Below are 19,271 nucleotides of genomic sequence, written 5' to 3'. Positions count from 1 at the left end.
GGCGGTCGTCGTGAAGGCGGTGGTGGCCGCGGCGACGGTGGTGGTCGCGGTGGTTTTGGTGGTGGCAACAGCTACTGATTTTTCCGCTTCGCAACCAAACAAAAGGCTCCCATGGGAGCCTTTGTCATTTCTTATCTTTGTCTTGACTCGGCAGCAAGGTGCCGCGCACGCGCCCCGTGAGTTGAATCACACGGCCCAGGTTGTCATAGGCCATCGCATCGCCTGTGAAGCGGTTGCCTGCACCCCGCAGCATCACCACTGGCAAGTGCGAACGCACCTCTTCGGTGTTGGTGAACAGATGCAAAAAATCACTTTGCAGCTCAGTGCGCGGCACCGCCACGCCTAGTTTGTTGATGCTGGCTTCGCGCACAACCACCGCCTTCTCAAACAACTGTGCTTCTGAGCCATCTGCATTGATCAAGCCGCGCTTTGCAACCGCGGTTGTGAGCCGCCCATCTGCATTCAAGAAACGGATGCGCGGCTCATCAATCTCCAAGGTGTCTGTGTCTGGAAAATGCCGCCCCTCTTTGCCCACGACCTCGCTTTTGAGTTTGCCATCCGCACCAAAGACTTTGACTGAGAAGTCACGCATGTAGTAGTCGGGCACATGTTTGGGGGCTTGCACCGTTGGCACCAAAGGCGTCACGGGGGTGTTGCGTACCAACCAATACGTGGTCATGGCCATCAGTCCCATCAACAAGATGGGCAAATAGGTAGCAAACCGGTCCAGCCACCGGCGAAACCTGACCCACACCGCAAGCGCCGCAACTGCGTTCATGCAAAGTAACTTTGCAAAAGAGCGGCATACCGACCGCTAGCCACCAGCAATAAATCGCAAAACTCTCGCGCTGCGCCACTGCCACCTTCGCGCTCAGTCACATAGTGAGCAATGGCCTTGACTTCCACGTGCGCGTTGCTTGGCGCACAGGCAAAAGCAACCCGCGTCATCACGGCGATGTCGGGCCAATCGTCCCCCATGTGCGCAGACTGAGACCAATCGAGGCCCAACTCGGTCATTATTTCTTGCGCAGCAGGTGCTTTGTCTTCGGTGCCGTAACGCACATGGTTGATGCCGAGCGATTGCAGACGTGCGCGCAAAGGTGCGCTGTCGCGCCCGGTGATGACGGCGGGTGTGATGCCCGCTTTTTGCAACATCTTCAGGCCGTGGCCATCGAGGGTGCAAAACCTTTTGATGGTTTCTCCATGGTCTGTCAACAGCAAGCCGCCGTCGGTGAGTACCCCGTCCACATCGAAAAAGGCCACGCGCACGCCCTGTGCTTTTAACAACAAGGCGGGGTCAAAGTTCAAAGCAGGGGTGTGCATCAAATCACTTTCGCGCGCATCAGGTCATTGGTGTTGATGGCGCCACACAGGGTGCCGTGTTCATCCACCACCAGCACGCTGGTGATGCGGTACAGCTCCATCAGTTCTGCCGCTTCGGCTGCCAACGCGCTGGCACGCACCGTGCGGGGATTGGCATGCATGACTTGTTGCGCCGTGAGTTGGCGCATGTCAGTGCCGGTTTCGATCAAGCGTCGCAGGTCGCCGTCGGTGAAGATGCCCATCACTTTTTGGTTCGCATCCGCGATGGCCGATGCGCCCAAGCCTTTGGCGCTCATCTCGCGCATCAAATCGCTGAAGCTGGCTGTGGGCAATACGCTGGGCACATCTCGGTCGCGACGCATGACATCGCTGACATGTGTCAACAAGCGACGACCCAAAGAACCCCCCGGATGGGAGCGCGCAAAGTCTTCTGCCTTGAAGCCCCGCGCATCAAGCAAGGCGACAGCCAAGGCGTCTCCCATGGCCATTTGCGCGGTGGTGCTGGCCGTCGGCGCGAGGTTGAGTGGACAGGCCTCTTTGAGCACGCCCGTGTCGAGCACGATGTCGGCGTGTTTGGCCAACGTCGATTGCGCCCCACCGGTCAGCGCTACCAATGGAACGCCTTGACGCTTGAGCACAGGCAAGATGGCGGCGAGCTCATCGCTCTCGCCGCTGTTGGAGATGGCAATCACCAAATCCGTGTCTTTGACCATGCCAAGGTCGCCGTGGCTGGCTTCAGCAGGGTGAACAAACATGGCAGGGGTGCCCGTGGAGGCCAGCGTGGCTGTGATTTTGCGACCCACATGGCCACTCTTGCCCATGCCCATCACCACCACGCGTCCTGTGACTTTGAGGATGGCATGCACCGCTTGCACAAAGCTTGGCGACAAGCCGTTGCGCAGATGACGCACCGCATCGGCCTCGATCTCGAGCGTGTCATGGGCCAGTTGCAAAATGCGTTGGTCATCTGCCTGCGCGATGGGCTTGACCGTTGGAGCGTGGTTGAGAATCATGGGTTCATTTTATTGACGGGGTTGGCTTACTTGCCAATGCAAAAGCTGGAGAAGATAACACCGAGCAAATCGTCCGACGAGAACTCGCCTGTGATGGCGCTGAGCGCATTTTGACTCAGTCGCAGCTCTTCGGCCAACAGGTCTAGCGCTGGCACGTGGGCCTGCAAGCATGCATTGGCTTGCATCAAATGTGCGTCCACCTCATGCAGCGCCTGCACATGGCGCTCGCGGGCCATGAACATGCCTTCGGTACTGCCTCCTTGCCATCCCACCACTTGCAACAGTTGTTGACGTAATTCAGGCAGACCATCGCCTGTTTTGGCAGACAAGGTGATGTGTGTGTGCTTTGGCTTGTTGGCTTGTCCCGCAAGTGCAGCAAGCACGGGTGTCGGCGCCTGCACGCGGCTTGCGTCAACCTTGTTCCACAGATGCAAAACGGGCACATGGTTGTTGAGTTTTTCTTGCAGACTTTGTTCTATCTGCGCGTCGTTGGCCATGTATGCAGCGTCTTCTTGGCGGGTGAGGTCATGCAAAAAAAGCACCGCATCGGCTTGGCCAATTTGTTCCCACGCACGCGCAATGCCAATGCGTTCAACCTCGTCGACATCGGGGTGATCGCGCAACCCCGCTGTGTCCACCACATGCAGGGGCACGCCCTCAATCTGAATGGTTTGTTGGACCACGTCGCGCGTGGTTCCCGCGATTGCCGTGACGATGGCCAACTCGGCACCGGCCAAGGCGTTGAGCAAGGAGCTTTTACCAGCGTTGGGCTGGCCGGCGATGACGACCCGAATGCCCTCACGCAGCAAAGCGCCTTGCTGGGTTTGCGCCATGACGCGCGAGAGGTTTTGTTGCAGGCGGTCTAGCTGGCCTTGCGCATCGGCTTGTTTTAAAAAATCGATGTCTTCTTCGGGAAAATCCAAGGTCGCTTCCACCAACATGCGCAGGTGAATCAGCGCATCGCGCAACTGATGTATTTCTTTGGAAAAGCCCCCAGCCAGAGAACGGCTAGCGCCTCTGGCGGCGGCCTCGGTGCTCGCATCGATCAAATCCGCCACAGCTTCCGCCTGTGCCAAATCCAATTTGTGGTTCAAGAACGCCCGTTGTGTGAACTCGCCGGGCTGGGCCAAGCGCAAACCACTGAGCCTAGGCTTGCCGTGGGCATCAGGCGCGGTGGCCGCTTGCAAACAACGCGCCACGATGAGCTGCAACACCACGGGGCCCCCATGTGCCTGTAATTCCAAAACGTCTTCGCCGGTGTAGCTGTTGGGGCTTGGAAAATGCAAGGCCAGCACATGGTCTATGGCGATGCCTGCAGCATCTGGCACCGCTAGGTAGGTGGCTTCTCGTGGCCTGAGCAGTCGACCAAACAGGCCCAGAACGAGCGCTTCCAAACTTTTGCCGCTGATGCGCACAATGCCCACCGCGCCTCGGCCAGATGCAGTGGCAATGGCAATGATGGGGGCGTCGTGGCGTGAAAGCATGTGGCGATTGTCCAGAAAAAAACCCGCCATCCGAAGGTGGCGGGTTTTGGTGAGCCCAAATGTCTAAGTTAGAACTTAGGCAAATTGAATTGCGGCGGCACACCCATGCGCACGTTGATGAGCCATTGCTGTGCAATCGACAACACGTTGTTGGTGATCCAGTACAGCACCAAGCCCGCAGGGAAGAAGAAGAACATCACGCTGAACGCGAGCGGCATGATCCACATCAGCTTGGCTTGCATGGGATCCGGGGGCGCAGGATTCAAGGCCGTCTGAAGCATGGTGGTCAATGTCATGACCAGCGGCAAGATGAAATAAGGATCAGGGGCTGACAGGTCGTGGATCCATCCCACCCATGGTGCATTTCGAATTTCAACTGTCGACAGCAGCACCCAATACAAGGCAATGAAGACGGGAATTTGTAGCGCGATAGGAACACAACCACCCATGGGGTTGACCTTTTCCTCGCGGTAAATTTTCATCATCTCGGTTTGCATTTGCTGCGGGTTGTCTTTTAGGCGTTCGCGCATGTCCATGATTTTCGGGTTGATGGCTTTCATCTTGGCCATGCTTTTGTATGCGTGTGCATTGAGCCAATAAAAGGCCGCTTTGAGCAACACCACCAAAGCCACGATAGACCATCCCCAGTTGTTCAGAATGTTGAAGAGTTGGTCTAACAACCAAAACAAAGGTTTGGCCAAAATGGTCAACCAGCCGTAGTCTTTGACCAGCTCCAGCCCAGGATACAAAGCCTCGAGTTTGTTTTCCTCTTGTGGGCCCGCAAAAAACTTGGCGCTCACGCTGTGGGTTTGGCCGGGTTTGATCGCTTCGAGGGGCGCTATCAAAGTGGCGCGGTAGCAGCAGTCGGCCATGTTGGCACCAATGTCTACCGCGTCCATCGAAATATTGCGGCTCATGCCATCAGGCAAAACCCAAGCGCTTGCAAAGTAATGCTGCACCATCGCCACATAGCCGGTGGTGGATTGCTTTTCTATTTCTACTTTTTTCTTTTTGATGTCCGCAAACTCTACTTTTTGGTATTTCTGCGCCTGGGTATAAACCGCGGGGCCTGTGAAAGTCGAATAGAAGGACGACTCACCGGCCAACTTGTTGCCGTCACGAACCAGTTGGAAATACAACTGAGGCGTCACGTCTTGTGTGCCCGTGTTGACAATGTCGTGTTTGACCACCATGTCATAGGCGCCACGTTTGATGGTGTAGCTCTTGATCAATTTCACGCCACCGATCACGGGTGACTCAAACGTGATGGTGAGTTCGTTGCTGCCGTCTTTCAACTGACGCGGGCCCGGGCGCACGTTCATCAGCGTTTTGTGAGTTGGCAAGGCCAAGTTGGCGATGCTGGAAATCAAGCCAGTTTGCGCCGTGTAGATGCGTTCTTTGCTGTCATCTAACAACACGATGTTGCTGCCGGGTTTGTGCTCATCCGCATGGTTCAACAACTCCACGCGCACCAAGCTAGCGCCTTCGGTGTCAAAACTGAGCTTGGCAACATCGGTTTGCACCTCGACCAGCTCTTTGGTGGGTGCGCGTGTTTCAAGGACTGGCAGCGCGGTGGGTGTTCCTGGTGGCAAAACAGGGGCGGGAACGCCTGCGGCCTGAGATGCCTGCGGCGCTGCCGGCGAAGCAACATTGGCTGGCTGAGTAGGTGTTGGGAAGAATGTGGCTTTGTTGCCATTGTGAACTTGCCATTGGTCCCACAAAAGAACCATGGAGAAGCCAAAAATCACCCACAAAATGGTGCGGCGAATGTCATTCATGAAGTTTTCTTTCCTGTGGAGCAAGGGACAAATAGCGGAACAAAGCCGTGGGCACAGGATCGTGCCCGCCAGCGCACCAAGGATGGCAGCGAGCCAAACGGCGCAAAGTCAAATAGCTTCCCCGTGTCGCGCCGTGAAGTTCTAAAGCTTGCAGCGAATACACAGAGCAAGTGGGCTCAAAACGACAAGACGATCCAAGCCAAGGGCTCAAGAGCAGGCGATAAGCGCGCACCAGTGTGATCAAAACCGACTTCATCATGTCCGACCCACTTTGCCAAACAATTGTTTCAATTCCTCACGAACTGCTTGCTTGAGTGCGTCCGATGATGCACTGACAAACAGTTGAGGGCTAAAAGGTGCCCGTAAGCGGACCACATAAGCGGTGGGGGATAAGTCTTTTTCAAACTCTTGCGACACCGCGTGAATTTGTCGTCTGATCAAATTGCGCGTGACCGCTCGTTTGGCCCAACGCTTGGGTGTGAGGGCGCCCATCATCAAAACACCAGCGACAAACAGGGTCGGGGTTTGTTCAAACCCAGACCCTGGTGAGGTGTTGGCACAAGGCTGCCACTGATGCAAAACAAAATGCGGCGTTTTGGCCACGGATCCTGCTGACATGACGGCCTGAAATTCTGACCACTGTTTCAGACGTTCCACGGCGCTTAGGTCGCGGGCCTGCTCAGCGGTCAAAAATTAGACAGCCAGGCGCTTGCGGCCTTTGGCGCGACGTGCATTGATCACGGCGCGACCACCGCGGGTTTTCATGCGGACCAAAAAGCCATGGGTACGGGCGCGACGGGTTTTTGAAGGCTGGTAAGTGCGTTTCATGATATTTCCAAAAAGCTAAGCCCTGTGAGATCAGGGAAACCAATGATTATCTCAAACTTTTGCAACACTTGCAGCGCTTGTTCACACTCTTTTTTACGTCACTTGGCTAAAAGACAAATAAATTTCTGTGGCCTGTGGATAATTTTTTGATAAAGTGCTTGATTGCCTGTGTTTTAAAGGCACCTATCCACAGAAAAATAACTCATGAATCAGGGTCACCCTTTACCTGCTGTTGAAGCCCTCATCTCCCCTTCGGGCGAAGGCTTGTGGCAAGCCTGCGTGGACCAGTTGGCGCAAGAGTTGCCACAGCAACAGTTCAACACGTGGATCAAACCACTGGTTGCCAATGTGTCTGATGATTTCAGCAAAGTTGTTATTTTTGTCGGTAATCGCTTCAAATTGGACTGGATTCGTGCTCAATATGCCAGTCGCGTTGCGGGTCTGTTGCAACAACTTTATGGGCAACCAATTCAAGTTGAGTTAGCGATCACTCCCAAAGAAACACCCGTAAAAACAAGGCCTGTTTCATTTTCTCAAGAGCTTGAATCCTTGCCGGAAAGCTTTGTGGGCTTGGAAGAAGGTATTCCGAGTGGGCCACGCACGCGCCTCAACACGGCACTGACATTCGATACATTGGTAGAAGGCACAGCCAACCGCATGGCACGTGCTGCTGCCATGCATGTGGCCACCATGCCAGGCCAGCTATACAACCCGTTGTTCATTTACGGTGGTGTGGGTTTAGGAAAGACTCACCTGATGCATGCCGTCGGCAACAAGTTGTTGTCAGAGCGGCCAGATGCCAAAGTTCTCTACATCCATGCGGAGCAATTTGTCTCAGATGTGGTCAAAGCCTATCAACGCAAAACCTTTGATGAATTCAAAGAGCGGTACCACTCACTTGATTTGTTGTTGATTGATGATGTTCAGTTTTTTGCCAACAAGGAACGAACCCAAGAAGAGTTTTTCAATGCCTTTGAGGCTTTGTTGGCTAAAAAATCACACATCATCATGACCAGTGATACCTATCCAAAAGGTCTCACCGACATCCACGAGCGCTTGGTGTCTCGGTTTGATGCGGGGTTGACGGTGGCGATTGAGCCGCCTGAACTTGAGATGCGGGTTGCAATCTTGATCAGCAAGTCGCGCGCTGAGGGCTCGGAGATGCCCGAAGAAGTGGCCTTCTTCGTGGCTAAAAACGTGCGTTCCAACGTGCGGGAATTAGAGGGCGCCTTAAGAAAAATCTTGGCTTACTCACGCTTCAACCAAAAAGAGATCTCAATTCAACTGGCGCGCGACGCATTGCGTGATCTGCTGTCTATCCAAAACCGCCAGATTTCCGTTGAAAACATCCAAAAAACAGTAGCTGACTATTACAAGATCAAAGTGGCGGACATGTATTCTAAAAAGCGCCCGACGTCGATTGCAAGGCCGCGCCAAATTGCCATGTACCTTGCCAAAGAGCTGACACAAAAGAGCCTTCCCGAGATCGGTGAGTTGTTTGGTGGGCGTGATCACACCACCGTGTTGCATGCAGTTCGCAAAATCACCACAGAACGCCAGCAAATGGCGGATTTAAATCAACAACTGCATGTTTTAGAACAAACACTCAAGGGCTAAGAATTACCAACCAACAACCTTGTGGATAGTTTCTGGACAACGCAAGAGTTATCCACAGAAAAGTAGAAATTTATAAGTTATCCCCTTTTGAACGACAGCAAAATAGCATGCTTACCAACACCTTCAGAGCGCATCCAAGTGCTTGAAAAAAAAGAGGAAAATGCTGTTGTCCACAGAAAGATGCTTTGCTTATCTACTACTACTAATTTAAATAAAGAAAACAAGAGGAAGAGATGATCGTACTGAAAGCAACACAAGACAAGGTTTTATCAGTTCTGCAATCTGTTGCAGGCATTGTTGAACGCCGGCACACACTGCCAATTTTGGCCAATGTTTTAATTCGCAAGACTGGCAGTTCTTTGCAACTCACGACCAGTGATTTGGAAATCCAAATTCGAACCACTTCAGAACTCGATGGTGATGCTGGCAACTTCACCACTACGGTCGGTGCGCGTAAATTAATTGATATCTTGCGGACCATGCCGTCCGATCAAACCGTGAGTTTGGAATCGAACCAAAGCAAATTAATTCTCAAAGGTGGGAAAAGCCGTTTTACTTTGCAGAGCTTGCCTGCAGAAGATTTCCCCCTGGTGCAAGAGGCTGCTAATTTTGGGCCTTCATTTAGCGTGCCTCAAAAGACTTTGAAAGAGTTGCTGCACCAAGTCTCTTTTTCTATGGCTGTTCACGACATCCGTTACTACTTGAATGGTATTTTGTTTGTGGCCGAAGGCAAGCAACTCAGCCTTGTTGCAACCGACGGTCATCGCTTGGCTTTTTCGTCTGCTACTTTGGATGTTGAAGTGCCACGTCAAGAAGTGATCTTGCCTCGCAAAACAGTGTTGGAACTGCAGCGCTTGTTGAGTGACAAAGAAGGTGCAATTGAAATGCAGTTTGCTGGCAATCAGGCTAAATTTACATTTGATGGCATGGAGTTTGTTACCAAACTGGTGGAAGGTAAGTTCCCTGATTACAACCGCGTGATTCCAAAGAATCACAAAAACACCATCACCATGGGCCGCACAGCTTTGTTGGCAACACTGCAACGCACCGCTATTTTGACCAGCGAAAAGTTCAAGGGTGTGCGCCTTAATTTAGAGCCTGGCGTTTTGCGGGTTGCTTCGAGTAATGCAGAGCAAGAAGAGGCTGTGGATGAGCTTGAAATTGACTACAGCGGTGACGCGATTGAAATTGGTTTTAATGTGACCTACTTGATTGATGCTTTGACCAACATGGATCAAGACATGGTGCAAGTTGATTTGGCAGATTCAAATAGTTCTGCACTTATTACGATTCCAGAGAACACCACTTTTAAATATGTGGTGATGCCAATGCGAATCTAGCGCGTTGTTATTTTTTCTTTTTTTCTGATAGACCTTGTGAGACTGTTTTTTGTCTCACCTACGAAGACTTGTTATGACAGAACCCACACAGAGCCCTCAAACCCCAGAGATACCACCGATTGGTGAAGGTTATGGCGAGGGATCGATTCAAATTTTGGAAGGCCTCGAAGCTGTACGTAAGCGTCCAGGTATGTATATCGGTGACACATCCGATGGATCGGGTCTGCACCACTTGGTGTTTGAGGTGGTTGACAACTCCATTGACGAAGCACTCGCAGGCCATTGTGATGATATTGTGGTCACTATTCACAGTGACAACTCCATCAGTGTCACTGACAATGGCCGTGGAATTCCCACAGGCGTAAAAATGGATGACAAGCATGAACCTAAGCGCAGTGCAGCTGAAATTGCACTGACTGAGTTGCATGCAGGCGGAAAATTCAATCAAAACAGCTACAAGGTTTCGGGTGGTTTGCACGGTGTAGGCGTTTCGTGCGTGAACGCGTTATCCAAATCTTTGCGCTTGATTGTTCGCCGGGACGGCAAGGTACACACCTTAGAGTTTTCCAAAGGTTTTGTACAAAACCGTTTGATTGAAGTGGTGAATGGTGTTGAAGTGTCACCCATGCGTGTGACGGGCACGACAGAAAAACGCGGGACAGAAGTTCATTTTTTACCAGACACAGAGATCTTCACGCAAAACACAGATTTTCATTATGAAATTTTGAGCAAGCGTTTGCGTGAACTGAGCTTCTTGAACAATGGTGTTCGTATCCGCTTATTGGATGAACGCAGCGGCAAAGAAGATGATTTCTCGGGGGCCGGTGGTGTGAAGGGGTTTGTTGACTTCATCAACTCTGGCAAGAAAGTGTTGCACCCCAATGCGTTTTACGCCGAAGGTGAGCGCGCTGCCGAAACTTATGGTGGCATTGCAGGTACCAGCATTGGTGTTGAAGTCGCCATGCAGTGGAATGATGGCTACAACGAAAATGTGCTGTGCTTTACCAACAACATCCCTCAGCGTGATGGCGGCACTCACTTGACGGGTTTGCGTGCTGCTATGACGCGCGTGATCAACAAGTACATCGAAGAAAACGAATTTGCAAAGAAAGCCAAGGTCGAAGTCACGGGTGACGACATGCGCGAAGGTTTATGTTGCGTCTTGTCCGTCAAAGTGCCCGAGCCCAAGTTCAGCAGCCAGACCAAAGACAAGTTGGTCTCGAGTGAGGTGCGTGCACCTGTCGAAGACATCGTGGCCAAAACTTTGACCGATTATTTGCAAGAGCGCCCCAATGATGCCAAGATCATTTGCGGCAAGATTGTTGAAGCGGCGCGTGCGCGCGAAGCGGCGCGCAAAGCCCGTGAGATGACACGTCGCAAAGGTGTTTTAGACGGCATGGGCTTGCCGGGCAAGTTGGCTGATTGTCAAGAAAAAGACCCCGCCTTGTGCGAAATCTACATCGTCGAGGGTGACTCTGCGGGTGGCTCTGCTAAGCAAGGTCGCGACCGTAAATTTCAAGCAATTTTGCCTTTGCGGGGCAAGATTTTGAACGTTGAAAAAGCACGTTATGAAAAGCTACTGACCAGCAATGAGATTTTGACGCTGATCACGGCCTTGGGGACAGGTATTGGCAAAGCCAGTGCGGAGTCTGGTAAGTCTGCTACCGATGACTTCAATGTCGACAAATTGCGCTACCACCGCATCATCATCATGACAGACGCCGACGTGGACGGTGCGCACATCCGCACCTTGTTGCTGACTTTCTTTTATCGTCAGATGCCAGAATTGGTTGAGCGCGGTCATATCTACATTGCTCAGCCGCCTTTGTACAAGGTGAAGGCAGGCAAAGAAGAGTTGTATCTGAAAGACGCATCCGCTTTGGATGGCTTTTTGCTGCGCATTGCCATGAAAGAAGCCAGCATTACCACCGCCGGCCCCAATGCTCAAGTGTTGAGCGGCGACACATTGAATGAATTGGCGCGAAAGCACCAGGTGGCTGAAGCCGTCATTGCGCGTCTGAGCGGATTCATGGATGCTGAGGCGTTGCGTGCGATGGCGGATGGTGTGGCCGTGAATTTGGATACGGTATTGGATGCGGAACGATCTGCCGCAGCGATGCAAGAAAAACTTCGCGAGCTTGGCAGTGGTTCAGAAGCCACGGGCGAGTTTGATGTGCGCACCGACAAACCTATTTTGCGCATCAGCCGTCGCCACCATGGCAACGTCAAGAGCAGCGTCATCACGCAAGACTTTGTGCATGGTGCGGACTACGCGGCTTTGGCAGAAGCAGCGCTGACCTTCAGAGATTTGGTCTCAGAAGGCTCCAAGGTGCGTCGCGGTGAGGGTGAGAAGGCCAAAGAAGAAAAAGTGTCGGACTTTCGCCAAGCCATGAAATGGCTCATCGGACAAGCGGAAAACGCCACGGCTCGCCAACGCTACAAGGGATTGGGCGAGATGAACCCCGCGCAGCTATGGGAAACCACAATGGACCCGACCGTGCGCCGTTTGTTGCGCGTGCAAATCGATGATGCGATCGAGGCAGATCGTGTGTTCACGATGTTGATGGGTGATGAGGTAGAGCCGCGTCGTCACTTCATTGAAAGCAATGCACTGCGCGCTGCCAATATCGATATCTAACGGTTTGGTTAGCCCATCAGGTCGGCGCGAAAGTCAGCGACTGCTTGTATCAGTTGTTGCTGGGTATTCATCACAAACGGGCCGTGTTGTGCGATGGGTTCGTTCAAAGGTTTACCTGCAACAACAATGGCCTTTGTGTTGTGTTGTGCGCGAAGTACCAAGCCGTCTCCGCCATTCGTTAGCACGGCCATGTGTTTGATCTTCACAGCAGTGGCCTCACTTTCTTGCCCCACAAAGAGCTCGCCGCGATACACATACACAAATGCGTTGTGCCCTGTTGGGAGTGCTTGTTCAAACACAACGCCGTCCTCATTGGGGAAGTGAAGGTCCAAGAACAGCGGCTCGGTGTCTGGGCGTTGTACAGCGCCTGCTGTGCCATTCGATTCGCCAGCAATCACACGCACCCGCACGCCTTCGTGGGTGGTCACTTCGGGAATCTCGTCGCTTTGAAAGTCTTTGTACCAAGGCTCGCACAGTTTGTTATTGCCAGGTAAGTTAAGCCATAGCTGAAAGCCTTCCATCACACCTTGTTCTTGCTCGGGCATTTCGCTGTGCGTCAGGCCGCGTCCAGCCGTCATCCACTGCACACCCCCGTTTTGCAGCAGACCTTCATGGCCGCGGCTGTCCTTGTGACGCATGCGACCTGCAATCATGTAGGTCACGGTCTCGAAGCCGCGGTGTGGGTGATTGGGAAAGCCAGCCATGTACTCGTCAGGCCTGTCGCTGGCAAATGCGTCGAGCATCAAGAACGGGTCTAGCCGATGTTGCAGTCCTTGGCTGAGCAAGCGCGTTAAGCGCACGCCAGCACCGTCTTGGGTGTCTTGGCCCAGCACCAACTGTTCGACGCCGCGTGCTTGATGGATCTGGCTCATCAAACGGGGCACTCCTGGTGTGCCATGTCTCGAATATCAAATTTGTTGTTCACCAATTGCTCCTTTGAAAGATGTAACCTTAACGCATGTCTGAATTGTCCAGTGATATCGGTATTGGCGGTATGTCCTGTGCCTCGTGCGTGGCCCGCGTGGAGCGCGCGATTGCCAAAACCCCAGGTGTTGAATCGGTGAGTGTGAACTTAGCAACAGAATCGGCGCGTGTGATTTGGGCATCTTCTGCAAGCAAAGAAGACACCCATACCCAACAGGCCCGCCTGAGCCGAGCTGTGCGTGATGCGGGTTACGAGCCACGTGTTGTTCAACATCTGGAACAAATGCCCGAGGGCCCTTGGGTGGGCTTTATGCCTGTGGCCATGGGTCTTTTGTTGAGCGCTCCTTTGGTGTTGCCCATGTTGGGTGATCTGTTGGGCAAGCATTGGATGCTTCCTGCTTTGTGGCAATTTTTGTTGGCGACACCAGTGCAGTTTGTGTTGGGCGCGCGTTTTTACAAAGCGGGCTGGCATGCTTTGTTGGCGGGTAGTGGCAACATGGATGTGTTGGTGGCCCTTGGAACCACTGCTGGTTGGGCCTTGTCGGTTTGGTTGTGGCTCACCGCCCCTGCTGGGCACATGGTGCATTTGTATTTCGAAGGCTCGGCGGTGGTGATCACCTTGGTGTTGTTGGGCAAGTGGCTCGAGGCGCGTGCCAAGCGACAAACGACCGATGCCATTCGTGCTTTGCATGCCTTGCGTCCTGCGCGTGTGCGTGTCATCACGCAAGCCGGCGAGGTGGACCTCCCCATTGCAGAACTTTTGGTCGGTGACCACATGGTGACCTTGCCGGGTGAACGCTTTGCTGCGGATGGCGTGGTGACCGAGGGTCAAACCCAGGTGGATGAAGCCATGCTCACCGGCGAGCCCTTACCCGTTTACAAAGCCGTCCAATCGCATGTGACCGGTGGAAGCATCAATGGCGATGGTCGCGTGATTGTGCGTGTGACCGCGACGGGCACAGCCACCGTCTTAGCCAACATCATCCGGTGGGTGGAAAATGCGCAGGCCGCCAAGGCCCCGATTCAGCGCATGGTTGACCAAGTGTCTGCGCTGTTTGTGCCCGCGGTTTTGTTGTTGGCGTTGTTGACTTTGCTAGCTTGGTGGTTTTCTGGGCACAGCTTTGAGGTGTCGATGATTCATAGCGTGGCCGTGTTGGTGATTGCGTGCCCATGCGCGTTGGGCTTGGCGACACCCGCGGCTGTGATGGCAGGTACGGGCGTCGCTGCCAAGCACGGTATTCTTATCAAAGATGCGCACGCGCTTGAATTGGCGCACAAGGTAGATACGGTGGCGTTTGATAAAACAGGCACGCTCACGCTTGGCCAACTGCGTTTGCTTTTTCTCTTGGCGGTGAGCGACGATGAGGTGTCATCTGCGCCATTCGCCGCGGCATCATTGCTGCATGCGCCCCGCAATGCGCTGCCCGTTGCCATGCGTGATGTCGAGCAATCCTTGCTGTGTCTGGCTGCCAGCTTGCAAAGTGGCATTGAACATCCCTTGGCGCATGCGGTGGTGCAAGCAGCCAAAGCACAGGGCCTTCTCTTGGCCGCACCACAAGATGTCCAAGCTGTGCCTGGCTTGGGTAGTGAGGGCACCGTGCATGGTCGACAGCTTCTGTTGGGCAGCTTGGGTTGGATGTCCACGTTTGCGCTCGACCTGGGCGTGTGGCAAGCCCGTGCACAAGCGTTGCAGGCGCAAGGTGCTACCTTGTCTGTTTTGGCAGAACGTACCCCGCAAGGGCTGGTTGCGCTGGCTGTGTTGGCATTCGGTGACGAACCCAAGCCTGGGGTTCAAGAGGCGCTGGTCAAGTTGCGGGCTCGCGGTCTGCGATTGGTCATGATCTCGGGAGACAATTTCGGCGCCGCCCATGCCATGGCCGCACGTTTAGGCTTGCATGCGGATGAGGTTCATGCTGAAGTAATGCCGAGTGACAAAGCGGCCTGGGTGCAAGCTTTGCAAAACAACCCAAACGGCTCGCCCCATGTGCTTGCATTTGTGGGTGACGGTATCAATGACGCGCCCGCCTTGTCAGCAGCCGATGTGGGGTTTGCCATGGCCAATCTGAATGTTGATGGTCAACGCGGCGGCACGGATGTGGCGATGCAAGCGGCAGGCATCACGCTCATGCGCGGCGATGTGAGCTTGGTTGCCGCTGCTTTGGATATCTCCTCGCGCACCGTGGCCAAAATTCGGCAAAACTTGTTTTGGGCTTTTGTGTACAACGCAGCGGGCATTCCACTGGCGGCTTTGGGCTATCTGAGCCCAGTTGTCGCTGGCGCTGCGATGGCCTTGAGTTCTGTCAGTGTGATCAGCAACGCGTTGTTGCTAAAACGGTGGAAGCCTTAAGCGGCAATTTGGCGACCTTGTCTGCCGTTTACGCTTTTGTCCTGCGGTTTATTTTTTTGCCGCGCTTCGTTTGTCGATGCGTGCGTTCATTTTCTTGAGCATGGCTTCATCTGGCTCTCGCCAGTTGCCCCCAGCTTGGTTGGCCATGTAGACCACTGTGTTGGCGAACTGTGCCACTGTCAAATCTGCACGTCCTCCACGTGCGGGCATGCCGCGAACCCCTAGATAGCCGTCGGCGCTGAGGTTGACTTGGCCTTCTTTGATCAGTTTGCCCCATGCTTTTGCATCTCCTAGCTTGGGTGCGCCTGCGAGGCCTTGTGTGTGGCAGGCGGAGCAAACGGCGTTGTAGGTTTCTTCGGCAGTTGTTGCCCACGCGTTGGATGCGGTGAGCGTGAAAAGGAGGGTCCAAACGGTTTTGTGCATGCGTTCACCTGGTGTCTTTCATTTGGCAATTTTGACCGATAAACCTACGGCGCTTCAACGGCCAGCACGCCCTAGTAAAATCATAGATTGCTGCGCGGGGCGGCTCGCAGCTTTCGCTTATTCGCTCCGCGCTCACCCAAAGGTTGTCTTATGTTCTATCCCCAAGAGTTTGATGTCATCGTTGTAGGCGGCGGCCACGCGGGTACCGAAGCCGCCTTGGCTGCAGCGCGCATGGGTGCTAAAACTTTACTCTTAAGTCACAACATCGAAACCTTGGGCCAGATGAGCTGCAACCCGTCGATTGGCGGTATCGGCAAAGGTCACTTGGTCAAAGAGGTAGACGCCTTGGGCGGCGCCATGGCTTTGGCCACGGACGAGTCGGGCATTCAGTTTCGCATACTCAACAGCTCCAAAGGCCCTGCCGTGCGAGCCACCCGTGCGCAGGCAGATCGTATTTTGTACAAAGCAGCCATCCGTCGCATGCTGGAAAACCAACCCAACTTGTGGCTGTTTCAACAAGCGGTGGACGACCTGATGGTGGAGGGCGATCGTGTGGTGGGTGCCTGCACCCAAGCGGGTATCCGATTTCGCAGCCGCACCGTGGTGCTGACTGCGGGCACGTTCTTAGATGGCAAGATACACGTGGGCTTGAGCAACTATGCTGGCGGTCGTGCGGGTGACCCGCCTGCTGCCAGCCTGTCCGCTCGTCTGAAGGAACTCAAGTTGCCACAAGGACGTTTGAAGACAGGAACACCTCCCCGCATCGACGGCCGCACAATTGACTTCAGTCAATGCATCGAGCAGCCTGGTGATGGGGTGGCCAACCAAACCGAAACGGGCGCACGCTCTGCGGGTGTGCTCGATGAGGTGCCGGTGTTTAGCTTCATGGGCCGGGCCTCTATGCACCCGCCCCACATGCCGTGTTGGATCACGCACACCAACTTGCGCACGCACGACATTATTCGTTCAGGCTTTGACCGCAGCCCCATGTTCACCGGCAAGATTGAAGGCGTGGGGCCGCGCTATTGCCCCAGTGTCGAAGACAAAATTAACCGCTTTGCTGACAAAGACAGCCATCAAATTTTCTTAGAACCGGAAGGTCTCACCACGCACGAGTACTACCCCAACGGCATCAGCACCAGCTTGCCGTTTGACATTCAGTACGACTTGGTTCGCTCCATGAAAGGCTTGGAAAACGCCCACATCATTCGCCCTGGCTACGCCATTGAGTACGACTACTTTGACCCGCGGGAGCTGAAGCGCAGTTTTGAAACCCGAGCCCTTGGAGGCCTGTTCTTTGCCGGCCAAATCAATGGAACGACGGGTTACGAAGAGGCGGCAGCCCAAGGATTGTTCGCCGGCATCAACGCAGCACTTCAATGCCGCAGCTTGGATGGTGCGGCCAACGACTTTGGTGGCTCCTGGGTGCCTGGGCGCGATCAGGCCTATGTGGGTGTGTTGGTCGACGACCTCACAACCAAGGGCGTGACAGAGCCTTACCGCATGTTTACCAGCCGCGCGGAGTTTCGCCTGCAACTGCGAGAAGACAACGCGGATGCGCGCTTGACCGAGGTGGGCCGCCAACTGGGCTTGGTGGACGACGCCCGATGGGCGGCGTTTAGCCGAAAGCAAGAGGCTGTTTCACGTGAAACAGAGCGCCTCAAATCTATCTGGGTCAGTCCGCGCAACCTGCCCGCTGCAGAGTCCGAGCGGGTACTGGGCAAGGCGATTGACCGCGAGTACAACTTGGCCGAATTGCTTCGACGCCCTGATGTCAGCTACCAAGGCTTGATGTCTTTGGATGGCGCCAAGCATCAAAATCAAGACGTGGTCGATGGTTTTGCGGGTGACGATGTTTCACGTGAAACCACCCGCGCCATCATTGAGCAGATTGAGATTACAGCAAAGTATTCTGGCTACATTGACCGTCAGCGCGACGAGGTCGAGCGTGCCGCCCACTATGAAAACCTCAAGCTGCCTGAAGACTTGGACTACAACCAAGTCACTGCTTTGTCGATCGAGGTGCGTCAACGTCTAAGCCGCCAGCGGCCCGAAACATTGGGTCAGGCCTCGCGCATGTCGGGCATCACGCCTGCCGCTATTTCTTTGTTGCTTATTCACTTGAAGCGCTCCCGTGTGAAGGGTTTTGTCCAAGATAGCGCCACCAGCAACGCGGCCGAGGCTGTTTGATGGCGGCGTTGTTGCCTGCCTTGCAAAAAGGCCTTGAAGGTTTGGGCCTGCCTCTGGCGAGTGAGCAACAGACGCAACTTCTGGACTACATGGACCTGATAGGCAAGTGGACCAAGGTCTATAACTTGACCGCAGTTCGCGATGCCAATGAAATGCTCACCCATCATTTGCTCGACAGCTTGGCCGTCATTGCACCTCTGCGGCGAGAGTTGGCAAAGCTCAAGGGGCCGATGTTGGATGGCTCGCTCGAACAGGGCGTAGCCACGCCAAACCTGACCAAAACCAGTCAAGCCAAATTCAGCCTGCTAGATGTGGGCGCGGGGGCTGGTTTGCCGGGCGTTGTGATTGCCATCACCTGTCCCGACGTGTCCGTGACGTGTGTGGATACAGTGGCCAAAAAAGCCGCATTCATCCAACAGGCCGCTGTGACGCTGAAGCTCTCCAACCTTCAAGGGCTGCATGCTCGGGTAGAAAACCTCACGCAAGCCTATGACGTGGTGTGTTCGCGGGCTTTTGCTTCGCTGCTTGATTTCACCACCTGGTCAAAACCTTCATTAGCCAGCCATGGCGTTTGGATGGCGATGAAGGGCAAGCACCCAAGCCAAGAGTTGGAGGCTTTGCCTGACAAGGTCAGCGTGTTTCACGTGGAACAGCTCCATGTGCCAAGCCTGGATGCAGAACGCTGTATCGTTTGGATGCGCGGTTAAACTTCTCTCAGTTTTACTTCTGAGACATCTATGTTCGGTATCGCGGACTACGGCGCTTTTGTCGTGGCCATCATTGTTTTTCTGGCTATTCCCGGCCCCGGCAACTTGGCCTTGCTCGCAGCGACGGGCAAAGGCGGTGTGCGTGGGGGCTTGGCGGCCACGCTCGGTGTGATTGCGGGCGACCAGGTGTTGCTGTGGTTGGCGGTGGCAGGTTTGTCTGCTTTGCTTTTGAGCTACCCCAGTTTCTATGGATCGCTCAAATGGGCGGGTGCTGCATATTTAATAGGTTTGGGTTACTCTTTGTTCAATGCAAAGCTGGGGAGTGCGCCGGTCTTGGAAATGAAGTCAGATCGCTTTTTTCGCCAAGGCTTGTTGATCACTGTGCTCAATCCCAAAGCTGTTGTGTTTTACATGGCCTTCTTTCCTTTGTTTGTGGATCCAAAAATTCACCAAGGCTTGATCACATTTGCTGTCATGGCGGCCACCATTGCAGCGTTGACGATGGCATATGGTTTGGTCCTTGTTTTGCTGGCCCATCACCTGTCGGAGCGGGTGCGCAGCAGCCCGTTAGCGACGGCAATTTTGAACAAAATTGCGGGCGCATTGCTGATCGGTTTTGGTCTGAAGCTGGTCTTGTTTTAATTTTTTATCAGTCATTG

General features: G+C 54.0%; 17 protein-coding genes. 7 read left to right on the top strand and 10 right to left on the bottom strand.

The genetic code is table 11. The annotated features are described in order from the left end of the window. Positions 1-124: 124 nt before the first annotated feature. The 8 genes from lptC to rpmH form a co-directional block, all read right to left on the bottom strand. Positions 125-778, bottom strand: a complete 654-nt coding sequence (lptC, locus tag V7Q41_RS12405; protein ID WP_333846226.1) for an LPS export ABC transporter periplasmic protein LptC — start codon at positions 776-778, stop codon at positions 125-127. Further along, positions 775-1,323, bottom strand: a complete 549-nt coding sequence (locus tag V7Q41_RS12400; protein WP_333846225.1) for a KdsC family phosphatase — start codon at positions 1,321-1,323, stop codon at positions 775-777. The genes lptC and V7Q41_RS12400 overlap by 4 nt, the downstream gene beginning before the upstream one ends. Then, on the bottom strand, positions 1,323-2,336 hold the full coding sequence (locus tag V7Q41_RS12395; protein ID WP_333846224.1) for a KpsF/GutQ family sugar-phosphate isomerase: 1,014 nt from the start codon (positions 2,334-2,336) through the stop codon (positions 1,323-1,325). The genes V7Q41_RS12400 and V7Q41_RS12395 overlap by 1 nt, the downstream gene beginning before the upstream one ends. Before the next feature lie 26 nt (positions 2,337-2,362). Further along, entirely contained in the window at positions 2,363-3,820 is a 1,458-nt protein-coding gene (mnmE, locus tag V7Q41_RS12390; RefSeq protein WP_333846223.1) for a tRNA uridine-5-carboxymethylaminomethyl(34) synthesis GTPase MnmE, read from the bottom strand. 68 nt (positions 3,821-3,888) lie between these two features. Next, a complete protein-coding gene (gene yidC / locus V7Q41_RS12385; RefSeq protein ID WP_333846222.1) occupies positions 3,889-5,598 on the bottom strand; it encodes a membrane protein insertase YidC in 1,710 nt (569 codons plus the stop codon). After that, a complete protein-coding gene (yidD, locus tag V7Q41_RS12380) occupies positions 5,591-5,857 on the bottom strand; it encodes a membrane protein insertion efficiency factor YidD (protein WP_442918864.1) in 267 nt (88 codons plus the stop codon). Before yidD ends, yidC begins: the two co-directional genes overlap by 8 nt. Beyond that, the gene (locus V7Q41_RS12375) at positions 5,854-6,255 is read right to left on the bottom strand and encodes a ribonuclease P protein component (protein ID WP_333846220.1); all 402 of its coding nucleotides are present in this window, start codon (positions 6,253-6,255) and stop codon (positions 5,854-5,856) included. Before V7Q41_RS12375 ends, yidD begins: the two co-directional genes overlap by 4 nt. A gap of 36 nt (positions 6,256-6,291) precedes the next feature. Continuing rightward, positions 6,292-6,426, bottom strand: a complete 135-nt coding sequence (rpmH, locus tag V7Q41_RS12370) for a 50S ribosomal protein L34 (protein WP_005798102.1) — start codon at positions 6,424-6,426, stop codon at positions 6,292-6,294. Positions 6,427-6,630: 204 nt separating this feature from the next. Here rpmH and dnaA point away from each other — a divergent pair, with 204 nt between their 5' ends. The 3 genes from dnaA (at position 6,631) to gyrB (ending at position 12,021) form a co-directional block, all read left to right on the top strand. Further along, positions 6,631-8,043 carry a chromosomal replication initiator protein DnaA gene (dnaA, locus tag V7Q41_RS12365; protein ID WP_333846190.1) on the top strand — a complete coding sequence of 471 codons (1,413 nt, stop codon included), beginning with the start codon at positions 6,631-6,633 and terminating at the stop codon, positions 8,041-8,043. A 233-nt stretch (positions 8,044-8,276) separates the two neighbouring features. Continuing rightward, complete coding sequence (gene dnaN, locus V7Q41_RS12360) at positions 8,277-9,383, top strand: DNA polymerase III subunit beta (RefSeq protein ID WP_333846189.1); 1,107 nt, start codon at positions 8,277-8,279, stop codon at positions 9,381-9,383. 73 nt (positions 9,384-9,456) lie between these two features. After that, complete coding sequence (gyrB, locus tag V7Q41_RS12355) at positions 9,457-12,021, top strand: DNA topoisomerase (ATP-hydrolyzing) subunit B (RefSeq protein WP_333846188.1); 2,565 nt, start codon at positions 9,457-9,459, stop codon at positions 12,019-12,021. Positions 12,022-12,029: 8 nt separating this feature from the next. On the opposite strand, the gene V7Q41_RS12350 is transcribed toward gyrB, so the two are convergent. Next, the gene (locus tag V7Q41_RS12350) at positions 12,030-12,893 is read right to left on the bottom strand and encodes a pirin family protein (protein ID WP_333846187.1); all 864 of its coding nucleotides are present in this window, start codon (positions 12,891-12,893) and stop codon (positions 12,030-12,032) included. Positions 12,894-12,979: 86 nt separating this feature from the next. Here V7Q41_RS12350 and V7Q41_RS12345 point away from each other — a divergent pair, with 86 nt between their 5' ends. After that, positions 12,980-15,292 (top strand): heavy metal translocating P-type ATPase, encoded by a 2,313-nt coding sequence (locus V7Q41_RS12345; RefSeq protein WP_333846186.1) that lies wholly within the window; start codon positions 12,980-12,982, stop codon positions 15,290-15,292. A gap of 48 nt (positions 15,293-15,340) precedes the next feature. Here V7Q41_RS12345 and V7Q41_RS12340 read toward each other — a convergent pair whose 3' ends face one another. Beyond that, positions 15,341-15,715 carry a c-type cytochrome gene (locus tag V7Q41_RS12340; RefSeq protein WP_333846185.1) on the bottom strand — a complete coding sequence of 125 codons (375 nt, stop codon included), beginning with the start codon at positions 15,713-15,715 and terminating at the stop codon, positions 15,341-15,343. 150 nt (positions 15,716-15,865) lie between these two features. On the opposite strand from V7Q41_RS12340, the gene mnmG reads away from it, so the two are divergent. Genes mnmG through V7Q41_RS12325 form a run of 3 tightly spaced genes read left to right on the top strand, consistent with a single transcriptional unit; the run spans position 15,866 to position 19,254 of the window. Further along, the gene (gene mnmG, locus V7Q41_RS12335) at positions 15,866-17,905 is read left to right on the top strand and encodes a tRNA uridine-5-carboxymethylaminomethyl(34) synthesis enzyme MnmG (protein WP_333846184.1); all 2,040 of its coding nucleotides are present in this window, start codon (positions 15,866-15,868) and stop codon (positions 17,903-17,905) included. Further along, entirely contained in the window at positions 17,905-18,612 is a 708-nt protein-coding gene (gene rsmG, locus V7Q41_RS12330) for a 16S rRNA (guanine(527)-N(7))-methyltransferase RsmG (RefSeq protein ID WP_333846183.1), read from the top strand. Before mnmG ends, rsmG begins: the two co-directional genes overlap by 1 nt. Before the next feature lie 30 nt (positions 18,613-18,642). After that, complete coding sequence (locus V7Q41_RS12325) at positions 18,643-19,254, top strand: LysE family translocator (protein ID WP_333846182.1); 612 nt, start codon at positions 18,643-18,645, stop codon at positions 19,252-19,254. Positions 19,255-19,271: the final 17 nt, after the last annotated feature.

The sequence above is a fragment of the Limnohabitans sp. genome, assembly GCF_036804465.1.
In the GTDB taxonomy this organism is placed as follows: domain Bacteria; phylum Pseudomonadota; class Gammaproteobacteria; order Burkholderiales; family Burkholderiaceae_C; genus Limnohabitans.
This window is presented reverse-complemented; position numbering and strand designations above follow the sequence as displayed.

Coding starts and splice junctions, on each gene's coding strand:
- rpmH (WP_005798102.1), bottom strand. CDS start 6,426: ATGAAACGCACTTACCAGCCTTCAAAAACCCGTCGCGCCCGTACCCAT.
- mnmG (WP_333846184.1), top strand. CDS start 15,866: ATGTTCTATCCCCAAGAGTTTGATGTCATCGTTGTAGGCGGCGGCCAC.
- lptC (WP_333846226.1), bottom strand. CDS start 778: ATGAACGCAGTTGCGGCGCTTGCGGTGTGGGTCAGGTTTCGCCGGTGG.
- yidD (WP_442918864.1), bottom strand. CDS start 5,857: ATGATGAAGTCGGTTTTGATCACACTGGTGCGCGCTTATCGCCTGCTC.
- V7Q41_RS12350 (WP_333846187.1), bottom strand. CDS start 12,893: ATGAGCCAGATCCATCAAGCACGCGGCGTCGAACAGTTGGTGCTGGGC.
- mnmE (WP_333846223.1), bottom strand. CDS start 3,820: ATGCTTTCACGCCACGACGCCCCCATCATTGCCATTGCCACTGCATCT.
- V7Q41_RS12340 (WP_333846185.1), bottom strand. CDS start 15,715: ATGCACAAAACCGTTTGGACCCTCCTTTTCACGCTCACCGCATCCAAC.
- V7Q41_RS12395 (WP_333846224.1), bottom strand. CDS start 2,336: ATGATTCTCAACCACGCTCCAACGGTCAAGCCCATCGCGCAGGCAGAT.
- dnaA (WP_333846190.1), top strand. CDS start 6,631: ATGAATCAGGGTCACCCTTTACCTGCTGTTGAAGCCCTCATCTCCCCT.
- gyrB (WP_333846188.1), top strand. CDS start 9,457: ATGACAGAACCCACACAGAGCCCTCAAACCCCAGAGATACCACCGATT.
- V7Q41_RS12400 (WP_333846225.1), bottom strand. CDS start 1,323: ATGCACACCCCTGCTTTGAACTTTGACCCCGCCTTGTTGTTAAAAGCA.
- dnaN (WP_333846189.1), top strand. CDS start 8,277: ATGATCGTACTGAAAGCAACACAAGACAAGGTTTTATCAGTTCTGCAA.
- V7Q41_RS12345 (WP_333846186.1), top strand. CDS start 12,980: ATGTCTGAATTGTCCAGTGATATCGGTATTGGCGGTATGTCCTGTGCC.
- rsmG (WP_333846183.1), top strand. CDS start 17,905: ATGGCGGCGTTGTTGCCTGCCTTGCAAAAAGGCCTTGAAGGTTTGGGC.
- V7Q41_RS12325 (WP_333846182.1), top strand. CDS start 18,643: ATGTTCGGTATCGCGGACTACGGCGCTTTTGTCGTGGCCATCATTGTT.
- yidC (WP_333846222.1), bottom strand. CDS start 5,598: ATGAATGACATTCGCCGCACCATTTTGTGGGTGATTTTTGGCTTCTCC.